Source organism: Pseudonocardia sp. C8 (genome assembly GCF_014267175.1).
Lineage (GTDB): Bacteria > Actinomycetota > Actinomycetes > Mycobacteriales > Pseudonocardiaceae > Pseudonocardia.
Genome location: NZ_JACMTR010000002.1, coordinates 4,692,229 through 4,709,210, shown reverse-complemented (window position 1 = coordinate 4,709,210; position 16,982 = coordinate 4,692,229). Strand labels below are relative to the sequence as shown.

General features: G+C 75.2%; 18 protein-coding genes. 10 read left to right on the top strand and 8 right to left on the bottom strand.

Annotation, left to right across the window (positions count from 1 at the left end; all coding sequences use genetic code 11):
• Nucleotides 1-105: 105 nt before the first annotated feature.
• The 3 genes from H7X46_RS22320 (at nt 106) to H7X46_RS22310 (ending at nt 2,596) form a co-directional block, all read left to right on the top strand.
• Nucleotides 106-972 (top strand): biotin--[acetyl-CoA-carboxylase] ligase, encoded by an 867-nt coding sequence (locus tag H7X46_RS22320; protein WP_186361258.1) that lies wholly within the window; start codon nt 106-108, stop codon nt 970-972.
• A 68-nt stretch (nt 973-1,040) separates the two neighbouring features.
• Nucleotides 1,041-1,670 carry a PH domain-containing protein gene (locus H7X46_RS22315; RefSeq protein WP_186361257.1) on the top strand — a complete coding sequence of 210 codons (630 nt, stop codon included), beginning with the start codon at nt 1,041-1,043 and terminating at the stop codon, nt 1,668-1,670.
• Nucleotides 1,667-2,596 carry a hydroxymethylglutaryl-CoA lyase gene (locus H7X46_RS22310; protein WP_186361256.1) on the top strand — a complete coding sequence of 310 codons (930 nt, stop codon included), beginning with the start codon at nt 1,667-1,669 and terminating at the stop codon, nt 2,594-2,596. Before H7X46_RS22315 ends, H7X46_RS22310 begins: the two co-directional genes overlap by 4 nt.
• On the opposite strand, the gene H7X46_RS22305 is transcribed toward H7X46_RS22310, so the two are convergent.
• Nucleotides 2,577-3,050 carry a MaoC family dehydratase gene (locus H7X46_RS22305; RefSeq protein WP_186361255.1) on the bottom strand — a complete coding sequence of 158 codons (474 nt, stop codon included), beginning with the start codon at nt 3,048-3,050 and terminating at the stop codon, nt 2,577-2,579. The two genes, H7X46_RS22310 and H7X46_RS22305, sit on opposite strands and share 20 nt — an antisense overlap.
• Nucleotides 3,043-3,858 carry an inositol monophosphatase family protein gene (locus tag H7X46_RS22300; protein ID WP_186361254.1) on the bottom strand — a complete coding sequence of 272 codons (816 nt, stop codon included), beginning with the start codon at nt 3,856-3,858 and terminating at the stop codon, nt 3,043-3,045. The genes H7X46_RS22305 and H7X46_RS22300 overlap by 8 nt, the downstream gene beginning before the upstream one ends.
• 66 nt (nt 3,859-3,924) lie before the next feature.
• Here H7X46_RS22300 and H7X46_RS22295 point away from each other — a divergent pair, with 66 nt between their 5' ends.
• The 3 genes from H7X46_RS22295 to H7X46_RS22285 all read left to right on the top strand — a co-directional run bounded on the left by H7X46_RS22295 (nt 3,925) and on the right by H7X46_RS22285 (nt 6,382).
• Nucleotides 3,925-4,581, top strand: coding sequence for a response regulator transcription factor (locus H7X46_RS22295; RefSeq protein ID WP_186361253.1), 657 nt, complete (start codon nt 3,925-3,927; stop codon nt 4,579-4,581).
• A gap of 5 nt (nt 4,582-4,586) precedes the next feature.
• On the top strand, nt 4,587-5,861 hold the full coding sequence (locus tag H7X46_RS22290; RefSeq protein WP_186361252.1) for an ATP-binding protein: 1,275 nt from the start codon (nt 4,587-4,589) through the stop codon (nt 5,859-5,861).
• Nucleotides 5,862-5,968: 107 nt separating this feature from the next.
• Nucleotides 5,969-6,382 carry a hypothetical protein gene (locus H7X46_RS22285; RefSeq protein WP_186361251.1) on the top strand — a complete coding sequence of 138 codons (414 nt, stop codon included), beginning with the start codon at nt 5,969-5,971 and terminating at the stop codon, nt 6,380-6,382.
• Nucleotides 6,383-6,392: 10 nt separating this feature from the next.
• Here the strand turns inward: H7X46_RS22285 and H7X46_RS22280 are convergent, their stop codons facing one another.
• Entirely contained in the window at nt 6,393-6,914 is a 522-nt protein-coding gene (locus H7X46_RS22280; RefSeq protein ID WP_186361250.1) for a GtrA family protein, read from the bottom strand.
• A gap of 34 nt (nt 6,915-6,948) precedes the next feature.
• Here H7X46_RS22280 and H7X46_RS22275 point away from each other — a divergent pair, with 34 nt between their 5' ends.
• Together H7X46_RS22275 and purE are read left to right on the top strand one after the other, a co-directional pair.
• Nucleotides 6,949-8,169, top strand: coding sequence for a 5-(carboxyamino)imidazole ribonucleotide synthase (locus H7X46_RS22275; RefSeq protein WP_370588908.1), 1,221 nt, complete (start codon nt 6,949-6,951; stop codon nt 8,167-8,169).
• Nucleotides 8,169-8,690, top strand: coding sequence for a 5-(carboxyamino)imidazole ribonucleotide mutase (purE, locus tag H7X46_RS22270; protein ID WP_186361249.1), 522 nt, complete (start codon nt 8,169-8,171; stop codon nt 8,688-8,690). Before H7X46_RS22275 ends, purE begins: the two co-directional genes overlap by 1 nt.
• An 898-nt stretch (nt 8,691-9,588) precedes the next feature.
• On the opposite strand, the gene H7X46_RS22265 is transcribed toward purE, so the two are convergent.
• Nucleotides 9,589-10,290 (bottom strand): TetR family transcriptional regulator, encoded by a 702-nt coding sequence (locus H7X46_RS22265; protein WP_186361248.1) that lies wholly within the window; start codon nt 10,288-10,290, stop codon nt 9,589-9,591.
• 60 nt (nt 10,291-10,350) lie between these two features.
• Between H7X46_RS22265 and H7X46_RS22260 the strand changes: the two genes are divergently transcribed.
• On the top strand, nt 10,351-11,505 hold the full coding sequence (locus tag H7X46_RS22260; RefSeq protein WP_186361247.1) for an acyl-CoA dehydrogenase: 1,155 nt from the start codon (nt 10,351-10,353) through the stop codon (nt 11,503-11,505).
• Here H7X46_RS22260 and H7X46_RS22255 read toward each other — a convergent pair.
• On the bottom strand, nt 11,498-12,031 hold the full coding sequence (locus H7X46_RS22255) for a helix-turn-helix domain-containing protein (RefSeq protein WP_370588907.1): 534 nt from the start codon (nt 12,029-12,031) through the stop codon (nt 11,498-11,500). The genes H7X46_RS22260 and H7X46_RS22255 overlap by 8 nt on opposite strands.
• Before the next feature lie 56 nt (nt 12,032-12,087).
• Between H7X46_RS22255 and H7X46_RS22250 the strand changes: the two genes are divergently transcribed.
• Complete coding sequence (locus tag H7X46_RS22250; protein ID WP_186361245.1) at nt 12,088-13,266, top strand: benzoate/H(+) symporter BenE family transporter; 1,179 nt, start codon at nt 12,088-12,090, stop codon at nt 13,264-13,266.
• Here the strand turns inward: H7X46_RS22250 and ilvA are convergent.
• The 3 genes from ilvA to H7X46_RS22235 all read right to left on the bottom strand — a co-directional run bounded on the left by ilvA (nt 13,256) and on the right by H7X46_RS22235 (nt 16,858).
• Nucleotides 13,256-14,491 (bottom strand): threonine ammonia-lyase IlvA, encoded by a 1,236-nt coding sequence (gene ilvA / locus H7X46_RS22245; RefSeq protein WP_186362832.1) that lies wholly within the window; start codon nt 14,489-14,491, stop codon nt 13,256-13,258. The two genes, H7X46_RS22250 and ilvA, sit on opposite strands and share 11 nt — an antisense overlap.
• Nucleotides 14,492-14,561: 70 nt before the next feature.
• Nucleotides 14,562-15,317, bottom strand: coding sequence for a TIGR03089 family protein (locus H7X46_RS22240; protein ID WP_186361244.1), 756 nt, complete (start codon nt 15,315-15,317; stop codon nt 14,562-14,564).
• A 32-nt stretch (nt 15,318-15,349) separates the two neighbouring features.
• The gene (locus H7X46_RS22235; RefSeq protein ID WP_186361243.1) at nt 15,350-16,858 is read right to left on the bottom strand and encodes an LCP family protein; all 1,509 of its coding nucleotides are present in this window, start codon (nt 16,856-16,858) and stop codon (nt 15,350-15,352) included.
• Nucleotides 16,859-16,982: the final 124 nt, after the last annotated feature.

The following is a 16,982-nucleotide window of genomic DNA, read 5'->3' as shown; positions in this document are numbered from 1 at the left end:
GGCCGTGACGTCCGCCGCAGCGCACCGTCCGGGCACGGAGTCGTTACCGATCCGCGGCCGGTCCGCGGGCCGGGCTCCGGCCGGGTGCCGTTACGGTGCGCGGTGATGACGACCGGGACCAGCTCCGAGCCGGACGGGCGGGACGAGGACGACGCCCCGCTGGACGTGTACGCCCTGCGCACCGAGGTGCTCCGGCCGGCAGGCGGCTGGACGGCGCTCGACGTCGTCGCCTCCACCGGCTCCACCAACGCCGACCTGCTCGCCGAGGCCGCCCGCGGGGCGCCGGACCGGTCGGTGCTGATCGCCGAGGAGCAGGTCCGCGGCCGGGGCCGGCTCGACCGGACCTGGACGTCCCGGCGCGGGGCGGCGCTCACGATGTCGGTGCTGTGGCGCCCGGAGGGCGTCCCGGCGGACCGGCTGGGCTGGCTGCCGATGCTCGCCGGCGTCGCCGTGGTCGACGCGGTCGCCTCGCTCGCCCCGGACCTCCCGGTGGCGCTGAAGTGGCCGAACGACCTGCTCGCGGGCTCGCCGCTGGGCAAGGCGGCCGGCATCCTCGCCGAGATGACCGCGGTCTCCGGCGGCGGTCCCGGCGTGGTGCTGGGGATCGGGCTGAACGTGTCCACGCCCCCGCACGAGCTGCCGTGGGGCGCGACCGCGCTGGCCGCGCACGGGCTCACCGCCACCCGGGCCGAGGTCGTGGTGGCGCTGCTCACCCACCTCTACCGGAGGGAGGCGCAGTGGCGCGAGTCCGGCGGCGACGCCGACGCCTGCGGCCTGCGCCACGACTACCGCTCCCGCTGCGCCAGCCTCGGTGCCCGGGTCCGGGTGGAGCGCCCGGGCGGGGACCAGCTCGTCGGGATGGCCGAGGACGTGGACCCGCAGGGACGACTGCTGGTTCACCCGGACGGCGGTGAGCGGGTGGCGGTGGCGGCCGGCGACATCATCCACCTCCGCGCCGCCGATCACCCGTAGCGCTGACCTGCACTTTTCGCCCGCGCGTCGGGCGGTGGTCCGGCCGCGGACGCGCCTACCGTGGTGGTATGGCGTTCCCGGACGACGCGCTCGACGACGACGAGCGTGTCGCGCTGCACGGACGCCCGCACTGGCGGCTCTGCCTGCGGCCGGCGGTGGTCCTGCTGCTGGTGGCGGCCCTGGCCGGGTTCGCGGCCGCCGTCGTCCGGCTGCAGGCCTGGGCCCCCTACGCCTGGGTGCTGCTCGCGGTGCTCGCCGCGCTGGCCGCGGCCCGGTGGACGGTGCTGCCGATCGTCCGCTGGCGGTGCTCGCACCTGGTGGTCACGAACCTGCGGTTCCTGGTCCGGGAGGGGGTCGTCGCCCGGGACGGCCTGGACGTCCCGATCGAGCGCATCGACGCCGTCCGGGTCCGTGCGCGGCCGGTCGAGCGGCTGCTCGGCTGCGGCACGCTGCTGCTGGAGGTCGCCGGGGAGCTGCTGCGGTTCGACGACGTCCCGCAGGTCGACCGGGTGCAGGCCCGGCTGCACCGCGAGATCGGGCGGGTCGCCGAGGCCCGGCGCGCCGCCGAGCGGGAGACGCAGCGCACATCCCTGCGGAGGCACGCCGACGGGGCGGTCCGGGGGAGGATCGAGGGGCGACCGCAGCGAGGAGGCACCGGGTCGCCGGAGCGGGCGGTGCCGGAGAGGACCGCGTCATGAGTGGCTTGCCGATGACGGTGCGCGACCCCGACCTGCCGGAGCGCGTCGAGATCTACGAGGTCGGCCCGCGGGACGGCCTGCAGAACGAGAAGAACGTGGTCCCGGTCGAGGTCAAGGCCGAGTTCCTGGACCGGCTCGCCGACGCAGGCCTGCGCACCCTCGAGGCGACCAGCTTCGTGCACCCCCGCTGGGTGCCGCAGCTGGCCGACGCCGCCGAGCTGCTCGCCGTCCTGGACCGGCGCGCCGGCCTCGACTACCCGGTGCTCACCCCGAACGAGCGCGGCCTCGACCGGGCGATCGCGGCCGGCTGCGACCACGTCGCCGTGTTCGCCTCGGCCACCGAGACGTTCGCGAAGCGCAACCTCAACCGGAGCCTCGACGAGCAGTTCGCGATGTTCGAGCCCACCGTGACCCGGGCGGTCCGCGAGGGGCTGCGGGTGCGCGCGTACGTGTCGATGGTCTTCGGCGACCCGTGGGAGGGCGGCGTCGACCCGGCCCAGGCGGCGGCGGTCGGGGCGCGGCTGATGGAGATGGGCTGCGACCAGCTCTCGCTGGGCGACACGATCGGCGTCGCGACCCCGGCGCACGTCGGCGCGGTGCTGGACGCCTGCGCCGGGCGCGGGGTCGGCGTCGACAAGGTCGCGGTGCACTTCCACGACACCTACGGCCAGGCGCTGTCGAACACCCTGGCGGCGCTGCGCCGCGGCGTGACGACCGTCGACGCCAGCGCGGGCGGCCTCGGCGGCTGCCCCTACGCCGGGTCGGCCACCGGCAACCTCGCCACCGAGGACCTCGTCTGGATGCTCGACGGGCTGGGCATCGAGCACGGCGCCGACCTGCGGAAGCTGGTCGACACGAGCGTCTGGATGGCCGGTTGCCTCGGCCGCCCGTCGCCGTCGCGGGTCGTCACCGCGCTGCGCGGGTGACCGGGGCGGGGTGGCGCAGGCCGAACATGCCGGTGAACCGGGACCGGTAGACCAGCCGGTCGTCGGCCACCCGGGTCATCGTGCCGCGCAGCGTGACCAGCCCGAGCTCCGGGCGGCTGCGCGACACCCGGGTGTCCAGCACCTCCATCGCCGCGCGCAGCTCGTCCCCGGCGAACACCGGAGCGGGCCAGGCGACCTCGTCACCGCCGGGGGAGCCGAGCGACGCCGACCGGCTGAGCAGGTGGTCGACGTAGGCCCGCATCCACAGGGCCGCGGTGAACCAGCCGGACGCCGCGATGCCCCCGAACACCGCCTTCCCGGCCTCGGCGTCGAGGTGGAACGGCTGCGGGTCGAACCGGCGGGCGAAGGCGATCATCTCGTCGGCGTCGACGACCGTGCGGCCGAGGTCGAACACCGCGCCCGGGACCAGGTCCTCGAAGTGGATCTCAGCCACCGAGCACCTCCAGCACGCCGTCGTGCAGCAGGCCGTTGCTGGTCAGGGCGTGCCCGCCGGCGTACGTCGGGTGCCCGGCGAGGTCGGTCAGCCGCCCGCCCGCCTCCGCGACGACGGCGGCCGGCGCGGCCAGGTCCCACGGGTTCGCCACGGGCTCCACGGCCACGTCGATCACCCCCTCGGCGACCAGGACGTGCTGCCAGAAGTCGCCGAACGCCCGCGACTCCCAGCAGGCCTCGGTGAGCGCGAGCCAGCCGTCGCGGCCGACCGGCCCGGGCTCGCTGCGGAACGTGTCGGTGTCGGTGGTGGAGACGTAGGCGTCCCCGACCGACTCGACCCCGGACACCGCGATCCGGCGCGGCGTCCCGGACGGCAGGTCGCGTGCCCAGGCCCCGGCGCCGGCCGAACCCCACCAGCGGCGGTGCAGCGCGGGCGCGCTCACCACGCCGACCGTCGGGACGCCGTCGACGACCAGCGCGATCAGGGTCGCCCAGGCCGGCACGCCCCGGGAGAAGTTCTTGGTGCCGTCGATCGGGTCGACCACCCAGCCGCGGCCGCGCACCTCGACGTCGCCACCGCGTTCCTCGCCGAGGATCGGGTCCTGCGGGCGTTCGTGGCCGAGGGCGGCGCGGATCGCGTCCTCGGCGGCGGTGTCGGCGTCGGTCACCGGGGTGCGGTCCGGTTTGCGGGTGACGCGCAGGTCGGACGCGCGGAACCGGGGCAGCGTGATCGCGTCGGCGAGGTCCGCCAGCCGCAGGGCGAGATCGAGATCGCGCGGGTCGGCCGGGGCGTTCTGCTCGGGGCTCACGTCCGGCGAGCATGCCAGCCCGCGTCGGCGCCGCCCCACGCACCCGCCGGTCCTATGCTCGTCGAGATGACCACCGTGGTTCTGGCCGAGGACGACGCGGCGATCGCCGAGCCGCTGTCCCGCGCCCTGCAACGCGAGGGATACGACGTCGAGGTCGTCGCCGACGGTGTCGGCGCGCTCGAGCGCGTCACCGCGGACCCGGTGGACCTGCTCGTGCTCGATCTCGGGCTGCCCGGCATGGACGGTCTCGAGGTGTGCCGGCGGGTCCGCGCCACCCAGGCCGACCTGCCGGTGCTGATGCTCACCGCCCGCACCGACGAGGTCGACTTCGTCGTCGGCCTCGACGCGGGCGCCGACGACTACGTCTCGAAGCCGTTCCGGCTGGCCGAGCTGCTCGCCCGGGTCCGGGCGCTGCTGCGGCGCCGCACCCAGGACGTCGTCGAGGTCGGCGGGCTGCGGATGGAGCTGTCCGGCCGCCGCGTGCTGCTCGACGGCGACGAGGTCACCCTCGCGAACAAGGAGTTCGAGCTGCTGCGGGTGCTGATGAGCCGCGCCGGCCAGGTCGTGACCCGCGAGGAGATCCTGGACGAGGTGTGGGGTGACGCCGACATGAAGTCGTCGAAGACCCTCGACATGCACATGTCCTGGCTGCGCCGCAAGATCGGCGGGGAGAAACGCATCGCCACCGTGCGCGGCGTCGGGTTCCGCTACAACCACACCTGACGACGATGCGCCGCCGGATCCTGGTCTCCACGCTGCTCACCGTCGCGGTGACGGCGCTGTTCCTCGGCGGCCCGCTGGCGCTGGCGACCTGGCAGCTCGTCGAGGACTTCACCCGCGCCGAGCTGACCCAGCGGCTCGAGCAGCTGACCGGGACCCTGGAGGACGCCGGCACGGAGCTGCCCTCGCCGGCGTTCGTGCAGGCCGCGATCCCACCGAACAGCCGGCTCACGATCGAGCTCCCCGACCGGCCGCCGCGGGTGTACGGCGAGCCGGAGGTCGTCGACCCGGTCTCGGAGTCGCTGCCGTTCGGCCCCGGCGGGACGATCACGCTCGCCCAGCCGACCGCCGTCATGCGCGGCCAGCAGACCCAGGTCGTCGGCGTGGTCGTGCTGCTGGTCGGGTTCTCGGTCTCGGTGGGCGCCGGGGTCGCGATCTACACCGCCCGCCGGCTGTCCGACCCGCTGCGGGACCTGGCCGCCCGCGCGGCCCGGCTCGGCGCGGGCGACTTCCGCCGGGCCCCGGCCCGCTACGACATCGCCGAGCTCGACCGCGTCTCCGAGGTGCTCGACTCGTCGGCGACCGCGCTGTCCCAGCTGCTGCAACGGGAACGGTCGCTGGTCGGCGACGTCTCGCACCAGCTCCGCAGCCGGATCACCGCGCTGCAGCTGCGGCTCGACGAGCTCTCCACCCACCGTGACCCGGACGCCCGCCGCGAGGCGCTGGCCGCGCTGGAGCAGACCGAGCGGCTCACCGGCGTCCTCGATGACCTGCTGGAGTCGGCCCGGGCGGCGCGCGCGGTCGGGGCGGAACCGGTGGACCTGGCCGAGGTGCTGGCGGAGACGGCCGAGGAGTGGCGGGCCCCGCTGTCCGCGGCCGGTCGCTCGCTGCGGCTGCGGGTGCCGGACGGGATGTTCGCCCGGGTCACCGAGGCGCGGCTGCGGGAGGCCGTCGGCGCGCTGGTGGACAACGCCCTGCAGCACGGCGAGGGCACCGTGACGATCGCCGCCCGCACCGGGGAGAACGCGCTGCAGGTGGAGGTCTCCGACACCGGCCCGGGGGTGCCGGAGGACCTGGTGGCGCACGTGTTCGACCGCGGGGTGTCGGCACAGTCCTCGACCGGGCTCGGGCTGGCGCTGGCCCGGACGCTGATCGAGGCCGACGGCGGCCGGCTGGAGCTGTCCCGGGCCCGGCCGCCGGTGTTCCGGATCTACCTGCCGGCGGCCCGGACCGACGACGTCGCCGCGACCGCCCCGCCGGCGGACCGGAGCAGCCCGCGCTGAACCGGGCGGGACCGGGTCCGTGCCGCCGGGTGCCGTCGGGTGCCGCCGGGTGTCGCCGGGTCCCTGCAGGCGGCATCCTGGACGGCAGCCGAGACCCGGGAGGAACCATGGCGGCCGAGGACGACCGGGAGCAGGACTCCGGGGGAGACACCTTCGTCGCGCGCCTGCGGGGCCTCACCGACGCGCTGATGGCCGCGACCCGGGCCCCGGCCGAGGCGCTCGAGTCGACGACGCGGTCGTTCCGGCCGGGCGCGCTGCGGCTGCCCCCGATGCCCGGGGCGCTGTCGGCGCAGCAGCTGCGGACGATCGTCGAGGACGTCCGCGCCAAGCGGGCGCAGGTGCAGGCCTTCCGTGCCCAGCTCGAGGTCTTCGACCAGCAGCTCGCCGCGTTCGAGGAGAGCCTGGAACCGCTCGTGGAGTGGAGCCGCAACTGGGCCGACCTGGAGAGGTCCCTGACCGACCTGTGGCCGCGGGGGCTGGGCGGCACCGGCGGGTCCGGTCCGGGGCCGGGCCCGCGGTAGCCGGCGGGTCTCAGCCGTCGGCGGGCGGGGTGACCGGCTGCCGGCGCACGAACTGGTCCGGCCAGACGAACCGGCGGAACGCCCACCAGCGGAACGCCATGCCCACCAGGGTGCCGACGATCTGCCCCGAGACGAAGTCGGCGATCTCCTGGGTGACCAGGGAGACGACCGGCTCCTGCAGCTCGAAGACGTAGCGGGAGACCCACAGCGGTGCCGAGTAGACGCCGACGCCGACCCCGCTGATGAGGAAGAACAGCGCCGCCTCGTGGTGCCGCTCGCGCCCGCCGCGGGTCCGGAACGACCACTCCCGGTTCAGGACGTAGGACACGATCGTCGCCACCAGCACCGCGATCACCTTGGCGGTCACCGGCTTGGTGTCCAGCACGAGGGTCTTCAGGACCAGGAACACCACGGTGTCGATCACCCAGGTGCTCCCGCCGACCATCAGGAACTTGATGAGTTCCCGGTGCTTGATGGCCCGGTCGCGGTACGGCTGGGGGATCCGCGCGAGCGTCGCCTCCACCACCGTCACTCCTGAGATCGTGCCAGATTAGGCTTCCCGTCCTGTGGAGAGGGTTTCGAAGAACGGCATGCCCGTCGTCGGGATGGTCGGCGGGGGCCAGCTCGCGCGGATGACCGCGCAGGCCGCCGTCGCGCTCGGGCAGACGCTGCGGGTGCTCGCCGTGTCGAAGGACGACCCTGCGGCCCGGGTGACCCCCGACCTCGTCGTCGGTGACCCGGACGACGGGGCCGCCCTGCGCGAGCTCGCCACCGGCTGCTCGGCGGTCACCTTCGACCACGAGGGCGTCCCGCAGGAGGTCCTCGCCCCGCTGGCCGAGGCCGGGATCCCGCTGCGCCCGGCGCCGTCGGCCCTCGTGCACGCCCAGGACAAGCTGGTGATGCGGACCCGGCTCGCCGAGATGGGGCTTCCGGTCCCGGCCTTCGCCGCCGTGTCGTCGCCCGCCGACGTGACCGCGTTCGGCGCCGAGCACGGATGGCCGGTCGTGCTCAAGGCCACCCGCGGCGGCTACGACGGCCGCGGCGTCTGGTTCCTCCGCGCGGGCGGGGCCGACACCGACGCGCTGGTCGCGGACCTCCTCGACGCCGGCACCCCGCTGCTGGTGGAGTCCGCGGTCCCGATGACCCGGGAGCTGGCCGCGAGCATCGCCCGGTCGCCGTTCGGGCAGGCGGCGGCCTGGCCGGTGGTGGAGACGCTGCAGGTCGACGGCCAGTGCGCGCGGGTCACCGCGCCCGCGCCGGGCCTGTCCGGCGACGCCGCCGCCCGCGTGCAGGAGCTCGCGCTGCGGATCGCCGAGGAGCTCGACGTCGTCGGGCTGATGACCGTCGAGCTCTTCGAGACCGCCCCGGGCGAGGTCGTCGTCAACGAGCTGGCGATGCGCCCGCACAACTCCGGGCACTGGACGATCGAGGGCTCGGTCACCTCGCAGTTCGAGCAGCACCTGCGCGCGGTGCTCGACTACCCGCTCGGTGCCACCGCGCCGGTCGCGCCGGTCGCCGTCATGGCCAACGTCCTCGGGGCCGCCGAGGAACCGGCGATGTCGATGGACGAGCGGCTGCACCACTGCTTCGCCCGGTTCCCCGACGCGAAGGTGCACCTCTACGCCAAGGACGGCCGCCCCGCCCGCAAGATCGGGCACGTGACCGTGCTGGGATCCTCGGTGGACGCCGTGCGGGAGCGGGCCGAGCTGGCCGCCGGCTGGCTGGCCACGGCGACCTGGGCCGACGGCTGGTCGGCGCACGCGGACGACCCCCGAAAGGACTCCTGATGGCCGGTCCCACCACCGGCGCCCCCCGGGTGGGCGTGATCATGGGCAGCGACTCCGACTGGCCGGTGATGAGCGCCGCCGGTGCGGCGCTGGACGAGTTCGGCCTGCCGTGGGAGGTCGGCGTGTACTCCGCGCACCGGACCCCGCAGCGGATGCTCGACTACGCGGCCTCCGCCGCCGACCGCGGCCTGCAGGCGATCATCGCCGGGGCAGGCGGTGCCGCGCACCTGCCCGGCATGGTCGCGGCGGCGACACCGCTGCCGGTGATCGGTGTCCCGGTGCCGCTGAAGTACCTCGACGGCCTGGACTCGCTGCTGTCGATCGTGCAGATGCCGGCCGGGGTGCCGGTCGCGACCGTCGCCGTCGGCAACGCCCGCAACGCCGGCCTGCTCGCCGTGCGGATCCTGGGCGCCGGGGACGACGCCGTCCGCTCCGCGATGGTCGAGTTCCAGGCCGACCTGGAGCGGTCGGTGCTGGACAAGGACGCCACCCTGCGCACGACCGTCCGCGACGGGGGCTGACGAAATCCCGCTGGCGCACCCCGCGTGACCGTGCGTACCGTGTCGGCACACGGGAAAGGAGGTGGTCCAGCTGATGAGCTACAGGACACGTGAGGTGGCCGTCCGCTAGCACCACGTTCTTCCGCAGCGGCGAGACCGCGCGGAGACGGTCGTGGAAGCCGGTTGTGGTGCCGGCGAATTCCAGACGGTCGACCCGTGATCCCCGGGCCCGAACCTTGTCCGGTTCGGCGTGCGCACCCTCGTGCGGCCCGGGGATCACGCATGTCCGGAGTGCCTGCCGATCCGCGCGCTCCAGCGCGAGGGGTGCATCGTGCTGGCCGATGGTCTCGGGGTCGGTCACCTGCACGTTCTCGCCCTATCCGGGGCGCGATGGTGCTGATCGATGGTGCCGGGTTCGGTGAGGTGCACGTTCTCGCCCGATCCGGGGCAGGTTTGTGCTGATCGAGACCGGCGTGGCGCTCGGGAGGCGCGCTTCGGCCCTTCCCCGGGCGGGAGCGCGCTGATCGACGGTGTCGGGTTCGGTGAGGTGCACGTTCTCGCCCTGCCCGGGGGAGGATCGTGCTGATCGACGGTGCCGGGTTCGGTGACCTGCACGTTGTCGCCGTGCCCTGGGCGGGAAGGTGCTGGTCGACTGTGCGGGATCCGGTGAGGTGCACGTTGTCGCCGTGCTCGGGGCGGGATCGTGCTGATCGACGGTGCCGGGTTCGGTGACCTGCACGTTCTCGCCCTACGTGGGGCGGGTTTGCGCTGATCGACATCACCCCCGGAGCGTCGGGGCGCGCGTTCCGGCCGTCCCCGGGGCGGGAGGGTGCTGATCGACAGGGCTGGAGCGCGGACCGGTGCTGTGGTCGGCACGCCTCCCACGCACGCGGCACGCGGTGTCACCGGCGGGGCGACCTCAGGGCGCCTGCCGGGACCGCTCCCGCTCCAGGGCCCGCGCGGCCTGCTCCAGCCGGCGGGTGACACCCTCCAGGTCCGGTTCGGCGCCGCGCTCGTCGTCGAGCGGGAGCATCGTCGCCACCTTCCGGAAGTGCGCGACGGCGCCGGGAAGGTCGGCGTCCCGCGCCCCGTCGGCCAGCCACTTGCGCAGCGCCTGGTTGTGCGCCGCGACCAGCGCCGCCGCCGTCACCGCGGCCCGCAGCTCGCCGTCCGGCCGCTCCTCGAGGCGCCCGGTGAGCTCGCGGGTGAACAGCCGCCGGTAGTGGTTCACCGAGGCCGCCTCCCGGTCGCGCAGGGCCGGCACCGAGCCGACGAGCGCGAACCGCAGCCGGGCCACCTCGGGGTCGTCGGTGTAGAGGTCGAACACGGTCTCGGCGGCACGCAGTGCCAGTGAGGTCAGCGGCTCGTCGGGATGCGCGCCGGCGAACACCTCCGAGATCCGGGCCAGCCCGCGCTCGTGGTCCGGGGACAGCGCGTCCTCCTTGCCCCGGAAGTAGCGGAAGAACGTCCGCCGGCCCACACCGGCGGCGGCCGCGATGTCGTCGACGGTCGTCTCGTCGTAGCCGCGGTCGGTGAACAGCCGCGCCGCCGCCGCGACCAGGTCCCGCCGGACCTCGGCGCGCCCCTCCGGCGAACGCCCGCGGCGCGTGCTGCTCGACATGGCACGGAGGGTAGCAAGACACGGTGGCGTGTGGCACGGAGTGCCGTTAGCATCGTCGGTATGGACAGCGATTTCGACAGCTACCGGCTCAGCGACGAGCACCAGGCCCTGCGCGAGGCGGTGCGGGACCTGGCGGAGCGTGAGATCGCTCCGCACGCGGCCGACGTCGACGAGCAGGGCCGCTACCCGGTCGAGGCCCGCGCCGCCCTCACCCGGGCGGGCTTCCACGCCGTGCTCGTCCCGGAGGAGTACGGCGGCGAGGGCGCCGACGAGCTGGCCGGCTGCATCGTCATCGAGGAGGTCGCCCGGGTCTGCGCGTCCTCGTCTCTGATCCCCGGCGTGAACGGCCTCGGGCTGACGCCGGTGCTGCTGTCGGCGTCGGACGAGCTGAAGAAGCAGGTCCTGCCCTCGGTGGCCGCCGGCGAGGCGATGTTCAGCTACGCGCTCTCCGAGCGGGAGGCCGGTTCGGACGCCGCCTCGATGCGGACCCGCGCCCGCCGCGACGGCGACGACTGGGTCCTCAACGGCACCAAGTGCTGGATCACCAACGCCGGCGAGTCCACCTGGTACACGGTCATGGCCGTCACCGACCCGGAGAGGAAGGCGAACGGGATCTCCGCGTTCGTCGTGCACAAGGACGACCCGGGCTTCGTCGTGGGCTCGAAGGAGCGCAAGCTCGGCATCCACGGCTCGCCGACCCGCGAGATCCACTTCGAGGACTGCCGCATTCCCGGCGACCGGATCGTCGGCGCCGAGGGCACGGGGTTCAAGACCGCCCTGCGCACCCTCGACCACACCCGCCCCACGATCGGTGCCCAGGCCGTCGGCATCGCCCAGGGCGCCCTCGACATCGCGACCGCGTACCTCAAAGAGCGCAAGCAGTTCGGCAAGAACCTGGCCGAGTTCCAGGGCCTGCAGTTCATGCTCGCCGACATGGCGATGAAGGTCGAGGCCGCCCGCCAGCTGGTCTACGTGGCCGCGTCCCGCGCCGAGCGGAACGAGCCCGACCTGGGCTTCATCTCCTCGGCCGCCAAGTGCTTCGCCTCGGACACCGCGATGCAGGTGACCACGGACGCCGTCCAGCTGCTCGGCGGGGCCGGGTACACCCGCGACTTCCCGGTGGAGCGGATGATGCGCGACGCGAAGATCACGCAAATCTACGAGGGCACCAACCAGATCCAGCGCATGGTGATGGCCCGCAACCTGCTCAAGTAGGCGTGCGCACGACCAGCACCGCCGAGGCCGGGCGGCCGCCGAGCGCCCGGTAGGTGTGCTCGACGTCGCTGGTCCACGCGGTGCCCGCCCCGGTCTCCAGGTCGGTCTCCGCGCCGGCCGGCCCGGCCCGGGCCGCCCCGCGGGTGACCAGCAGGTGCTCGACGACGTGCGGGCCGTGCGCGGCGGAGACGTGCACGGCGCCCGGCGAGAGGGTGAGCGCGTAGACCTCGACGGTGCCCTCGTCACCGGTCGTGGTCTCCAGCAGCCGGGCGGTGATCCCCGGCGAGGCGACCTCGGTGCCCGGCCGGTCGGCGAGCAGCTCCGACAGGGGGAGCTCGAGGGTGTTCGCCAGCGCGTAGAGGGTGGACAGGGTCGGGTTGCGGCTGCCGTTCTCGAGCTCGGACAGCGACCCCTTGCCGATTCCGGCGCGGGCGGCGAGCGCGCCGACCGACAGCCCGCGGGCGGCGCGGGCGGCCCGCAGGCGCCCGCCCACGGCGGCCCGCACGTCGTCCGGCTGCTGCTCCACGGCCCGAGCGTACGGGTCGTTCCGTATACGGAACGCCATGCCGTACGGTTCTGTTTGTGGAACGGTCGTGGACGCAGCCGGCGTCGGTCGGGATCGTCGCCGCGGTCGTCGGTGTCACCAGCTCGTTCGCCGTCGTCCTGGCCGGGCTGGCCGCGGCCGGTGCCGACCCGGCCCAGGCGGCGTCCGGGCTGGTGGTGCTCACCGCGTTGCAGGGCGCCGCGACGGTCTGGCTCAGCCGTCGCTTCCGCCGCCCGCTGACCATCGCCTGGTCGACGCCCGGGGCCGCGCTGCTCGCCTCCACCGGCGCCGTCGCCGGCGGCTGGCCGGCCGTGGTCGGGGCGTTCGTCGTGACCGGTGTGCTGATCGTGCTCACCGGGCTGGTGCGCCCGCTGGGCCGGCTCGTCGGCGCCATCCCGGCGCCGGTCGCGCAGGCGATGCTGGCCGGGGTGCTGCTGCCGCTGTGCCTGGAGCCGGTGCGCGCGCTGGTGGCGCAGCCGTTGCTCGTCGCGCCGATCGTCGTCGTGTGGGTGGCGCTGCAGCGGTTCGCGCCGCGCTGGGCGTCGCCGGCGGCGTTCGGGCTCGCCCTGGCGATCGTCGTGGGGCTCGCCGACGGCTGGTCCTGGCTGCGCCTGCCCGCGGTGACGGTGACGGCGCCGTCGTTCTCGGTCGCGGCCGTCGTCGGCGTCGCGCTGCCGCTCTACGTGGTGACGATGGCCTCGCAGAACGTGCCCGGCATGGCGGTGCTGGCGGCGGCCGGGTTCCGGGTGCCGTGGCGGCACGCGATGGTGCTCACCGGCGCCGGGACCCTGCTCGGCGCCCCCGCCGGCGGGCACGCGATCAACCTCGCGGCGATCACGGCGGCGCTGCCCGCGTCACCGGAGGCCCACCCGGACCCCGCGCGGCGCTGGATCGCCTCGCAGGCCAACGGCTGGGCCTGCCTGGTGCTGGCCCCGCTCGCGACGACGATGGCGGCGCTGATCGCCGCCGCCCCGCCCGGCGTGATCGAGTCGGTCGCCGGGCTGGCGCTGCTCGGGACGTTCGCGGCGGCGCTGGCGGCGGCGTTCGCCGTACCGGACGGCGCGCCGGACGCGGTGGTCGCGCGGGTGCCCGCCGCGGCGACGTTCCTGCTCTCCGCCGCCGGGATCACCGTCGCGGGGATCGGGGCGGCGTTCTGGGGGCTGGTCGCCGGCGTCGTGCTGCACCTGGCCCTTCGCACCTCACGAGCTACAGGATGAACCCGAACAGCGGGCTGTCCGGCGGGATCTGCTCGATGTGCGGCGGGGCCTCCTCCATCCGCTTGAGCAGCGCGGGGAGGTCGTCCGGGGAGCCCAGCTCGAGCCCGACCAGCGCGGGCCCGGTCTCCCGGTTCGAGCGCTTGATGTACTCGAACAGCGTGATGTCGTCGTCCGGGCCGAGCACGTCGTCGAGGAACCGCCGCAGCGCCCCCGGCTCCTGCGGGAACTCGACGAGGAAGTAGTGCTTGCGGCCCTCGAAGACCAGGGCCCGCTCGACGATGTCGGCGTACCGGCTGACGTCGTTGTTCCCGCCGGACAGCAGGCACACGGTGTGCGCGTTGCGCGGGATGTCGAGCTGGTCCAGCGCGGCCGGGGACAGCGCCCCGGCGGGCTCGGCGATGATCCCGTCGGACTGGTAGAGCGCCAGCATCTCGACGCAGATGCGACCCTCGGGCACCGCGACCAGCTCCACGCCCGAGTCGCGGACCACGTCGAACGTGGCGGCGCCGACCTTGCGCACGGCGGCACCGTCGACGAACGGGTCCAGGGTGCCCAGCTCCACCGGCTCGCCCGCGCCGAGCGCGGCGGCCATGCTGGCCGCACCGGCCGGTTCGACGCCGACGATCCGGGTGGCCGGGGCGTGCTCGCGCAGGTAGGTGATCGCCCCGGCGAGCAGCCCGCCGCCGCCGACCGGCACGACGAGCACGTCCGGCGGGTCGGCCAGCTGGGACAGGACCTCCCGGGCGATGGTGCCCTGGCCGGCGACGGTGCGCGGGTCGTCGAACGCCGGGACCTGGGTGGCGCCGGTCGACTCGGCGTCCGCGCGGGCCGCGGCGGCGGCCTCGTCGTAGGTGTTGCCCACGACCCGGATCTCGACGGCGTCGCGGCCCAGCCGGGCGACCCGGTCGCGCTTCTGCCGCGGCGTCGTCCCGGGCAGGTAGACGCGCCCGCGCACGCCGAGCCGCTGGCAGGCGAACGCGACGCCCTGGGCGTGGTTGCCGGCGCTCGCGCACACCACCCCGGCGGCGCGGTCGGCCGCGGGCAGCTGGGCGATCAGGTTGTAGGCGCCGCGGATCTTGTAGGAGCGGACCGGCTGCAGGTCCTCGCGCTTCACCCACACCTCGCCGTGCAGCGCGTCGGAGAGCCGCGGGTTGAGCTGCAGCGGGGTCGGGCCGATCACGGCGCGGAGCCGGGCCGCCGCGTCGTCGACGTCCCGGGCGCTCACCCGGGTGCCGGGCGCAGGGGTGGGGCTGGGGTTCACGGTCGACCAGCGTCTCACGACACCCCGGTGGGCCTCACACCAGGGAGGACAGCCGCACCGTGCAGCGCTCGGTCTCGGCCCGGTGGTCCAGTGCCGCAGCGTCTCCGGAGGGATTCACCACCTGCACCAGCGACGCCCCGGCGGCCAGCACCGCGAGCAGCCCGTCGCGCAGGCCCTCCGCCGAGTCCCAGCCCGCGGTCGACAGCACCCGGTCCCCGGCGGCGATCCCCAGCTCGGGGGCGCGGGCCCGGGCGGCGTCGAGCACCTGCGCGCCGGACGCGCCGTCCCAGGCCGGGGCGTCGCCGTCGACCGGATCCCACGGCACGAACTCGTCGCCGTGCACCCGCACCTCGGTCGCGAAGTCGATCGTCCCGGCCGGGAGCCCGGTCAGGCCGCGGCCGAACGCGTCCAGCGAGAACGCCACGACCGTCGCCGCGCCGGCGGCCAGCGCGGTGTCCAGCCGGGCGGCGTCGACGAGCACGACGTCGGCCGCGGCCGGGTCGCCCACCAGCTCCGCCCCGCAGGACCAGCCGGCCAGCAGCACCGCCGCCGTCTGCCAGTGCGCGGGCAGCAGCACCGCGATCCGGGTGCCGGGCTCGACGTCGCACTCGTCGCGCAGCAGGTTCGCCGCCTTCGCCGTCCAGTTCGCGGTGGTGGTGCCGGACAGCTCCACCCGCTCGCCGGTGGCGTCGTCGTAGTGGGTGAACAGCGGCCGGGCCGCGGCCGCGCCGAGCGCGGGCCCGAGCAGGGCGTCGGTGAGGAACAGGCCGGAGCCGAAGACGGTCGTCATCGCCGGCCGACGCTACCCGGCACCGGGCCCGTTCAGTCGATGCAGGGCACCCCGCCCGCGGTGATCGGTGGGGTGGCCGGGGCCGGGGCCTGCTCCGGCGCGCCCCCCGCCTGCGGTGCCGCGAAGTCGGTGCCGATCAGCACCTGCACCCGTCCCTGCGCGACCCCGTCGGACTGCTCGACGCCGATCCCGCCGAGCGCGTCGGCCACCCGGCGGGCCGCGGCGTCGCCGTCGGCCTGGCTGTAGCGGACGACCGAGGTGGTCCGGTCCGGGGCGTTCCCGATCGCCCCGGGGGTGACCCCGTTCTGCCCGAGGATCGTGGCGACCTGGGCGGCCAGACCGGTCGTCCCGGACCCGTTGCCGACGTCGGCGACGACCGGGGCCGGTGCCGGCGCCGCGGCGGCCTCCGCGGGCGGTGCGGGCTCCGGGTCGGTGTGCCGGGTGACGAACTCCTGGACCGCGCGCGGGTCGGCGCTGAGCACGTCGCCGTGCCCGGTGTCCTCGGTCGGGCCGGTCGGGATGGTGTGGAAGTCCATGTTCCCGGCCGCGATCTGGGACGCCTCCCGGGCGAACCCGAGGACGTCCCAGCCGCTGTCGATGACCACCGACTGCTGCACGACCTCGATCAGCGCCCCCAGCTTCGCCGGGTCGGTCAGCGTGCCCGAGGACAGCACCTTGTTCGCGACCGCGGCGAGGAACACCTGCTGCCGGGTGATCCGGGAGAGGTCGCCGCCGGCGAGCCCGTGCCGCTGCCGGACGAACGCGAGCGCGTCCCCGCCGGAGATCGTCTGCGGGCCGGCCGGGAAGTCCGCCCCGGAGAACGCGTCCCGGGCCGGCGCCTTCAGGCACACCTCGACGCCGCCGATCGCGCGGGTGAGGTTGTAGAAGCCGAGCAGGTTGACCTCGGCGTAGTGGTCGATGCCGAGCCCGGTGAGGTCCTGCACCGCGCCGATCAGCGCCTGCCGGCCGGCCTGCGACGACTCCTGGTCGATCCGCCGGGGGTCGGTCACGCCCTCGGCCGACAGCCGGGAGGCGGCCTCCGCCTTCGTCTGCGGGTAGGCCGCGTTGACCTTGTTGCGGCCCAGGCCGGGGATCCGGACCTCGGTGTCGCGCGGGATCGAGAACGCGGTCGCGCTCGTCCCGTCGGCCGGGACGTGCACGACGATGACCGTGTCGGAGTTCAGGACGCCGGACTCGGCGCCGCTGCGCAGCTGGGCCAGCACCTCGTCGGGGAGCGGGTTGCCCTGCGCGTCGGTCCGGCTGTCGACGCCGACCAGCAGGATGTTCTGCCCGCCGCCCGACGACCCGCCGAAGATCACGTTGGTGGTGGTGATGCCGGCGGTCACGTCCCGGTAGAGGGTCCAGACCGCCCCGGTGAGCAGCACGGTGAGCGCGGACAGCGCGGCGACGACCACCTGGAACCGGTGCAGCCAGCGCCGCCCGGCCGGTGGCCGGGGCGCGGGCCGGTCCCGGGCCGGCGGGCGCGCGGACCGGCGGGCGGCGGCGCGGGCGGCCGCGGCGGGCCGGTCGCGGTCGCTCATGCTCGCCTCACCTCGGAGTCGGTCGGGGCCCGCCGGGCCGGTCGTCGCGCACGGTCGCCGACAGCAGCGTGACCGGCCGGGGACCGGCACGGCACCACCCGGCCGGGTGCCGTGCGGAACCCGG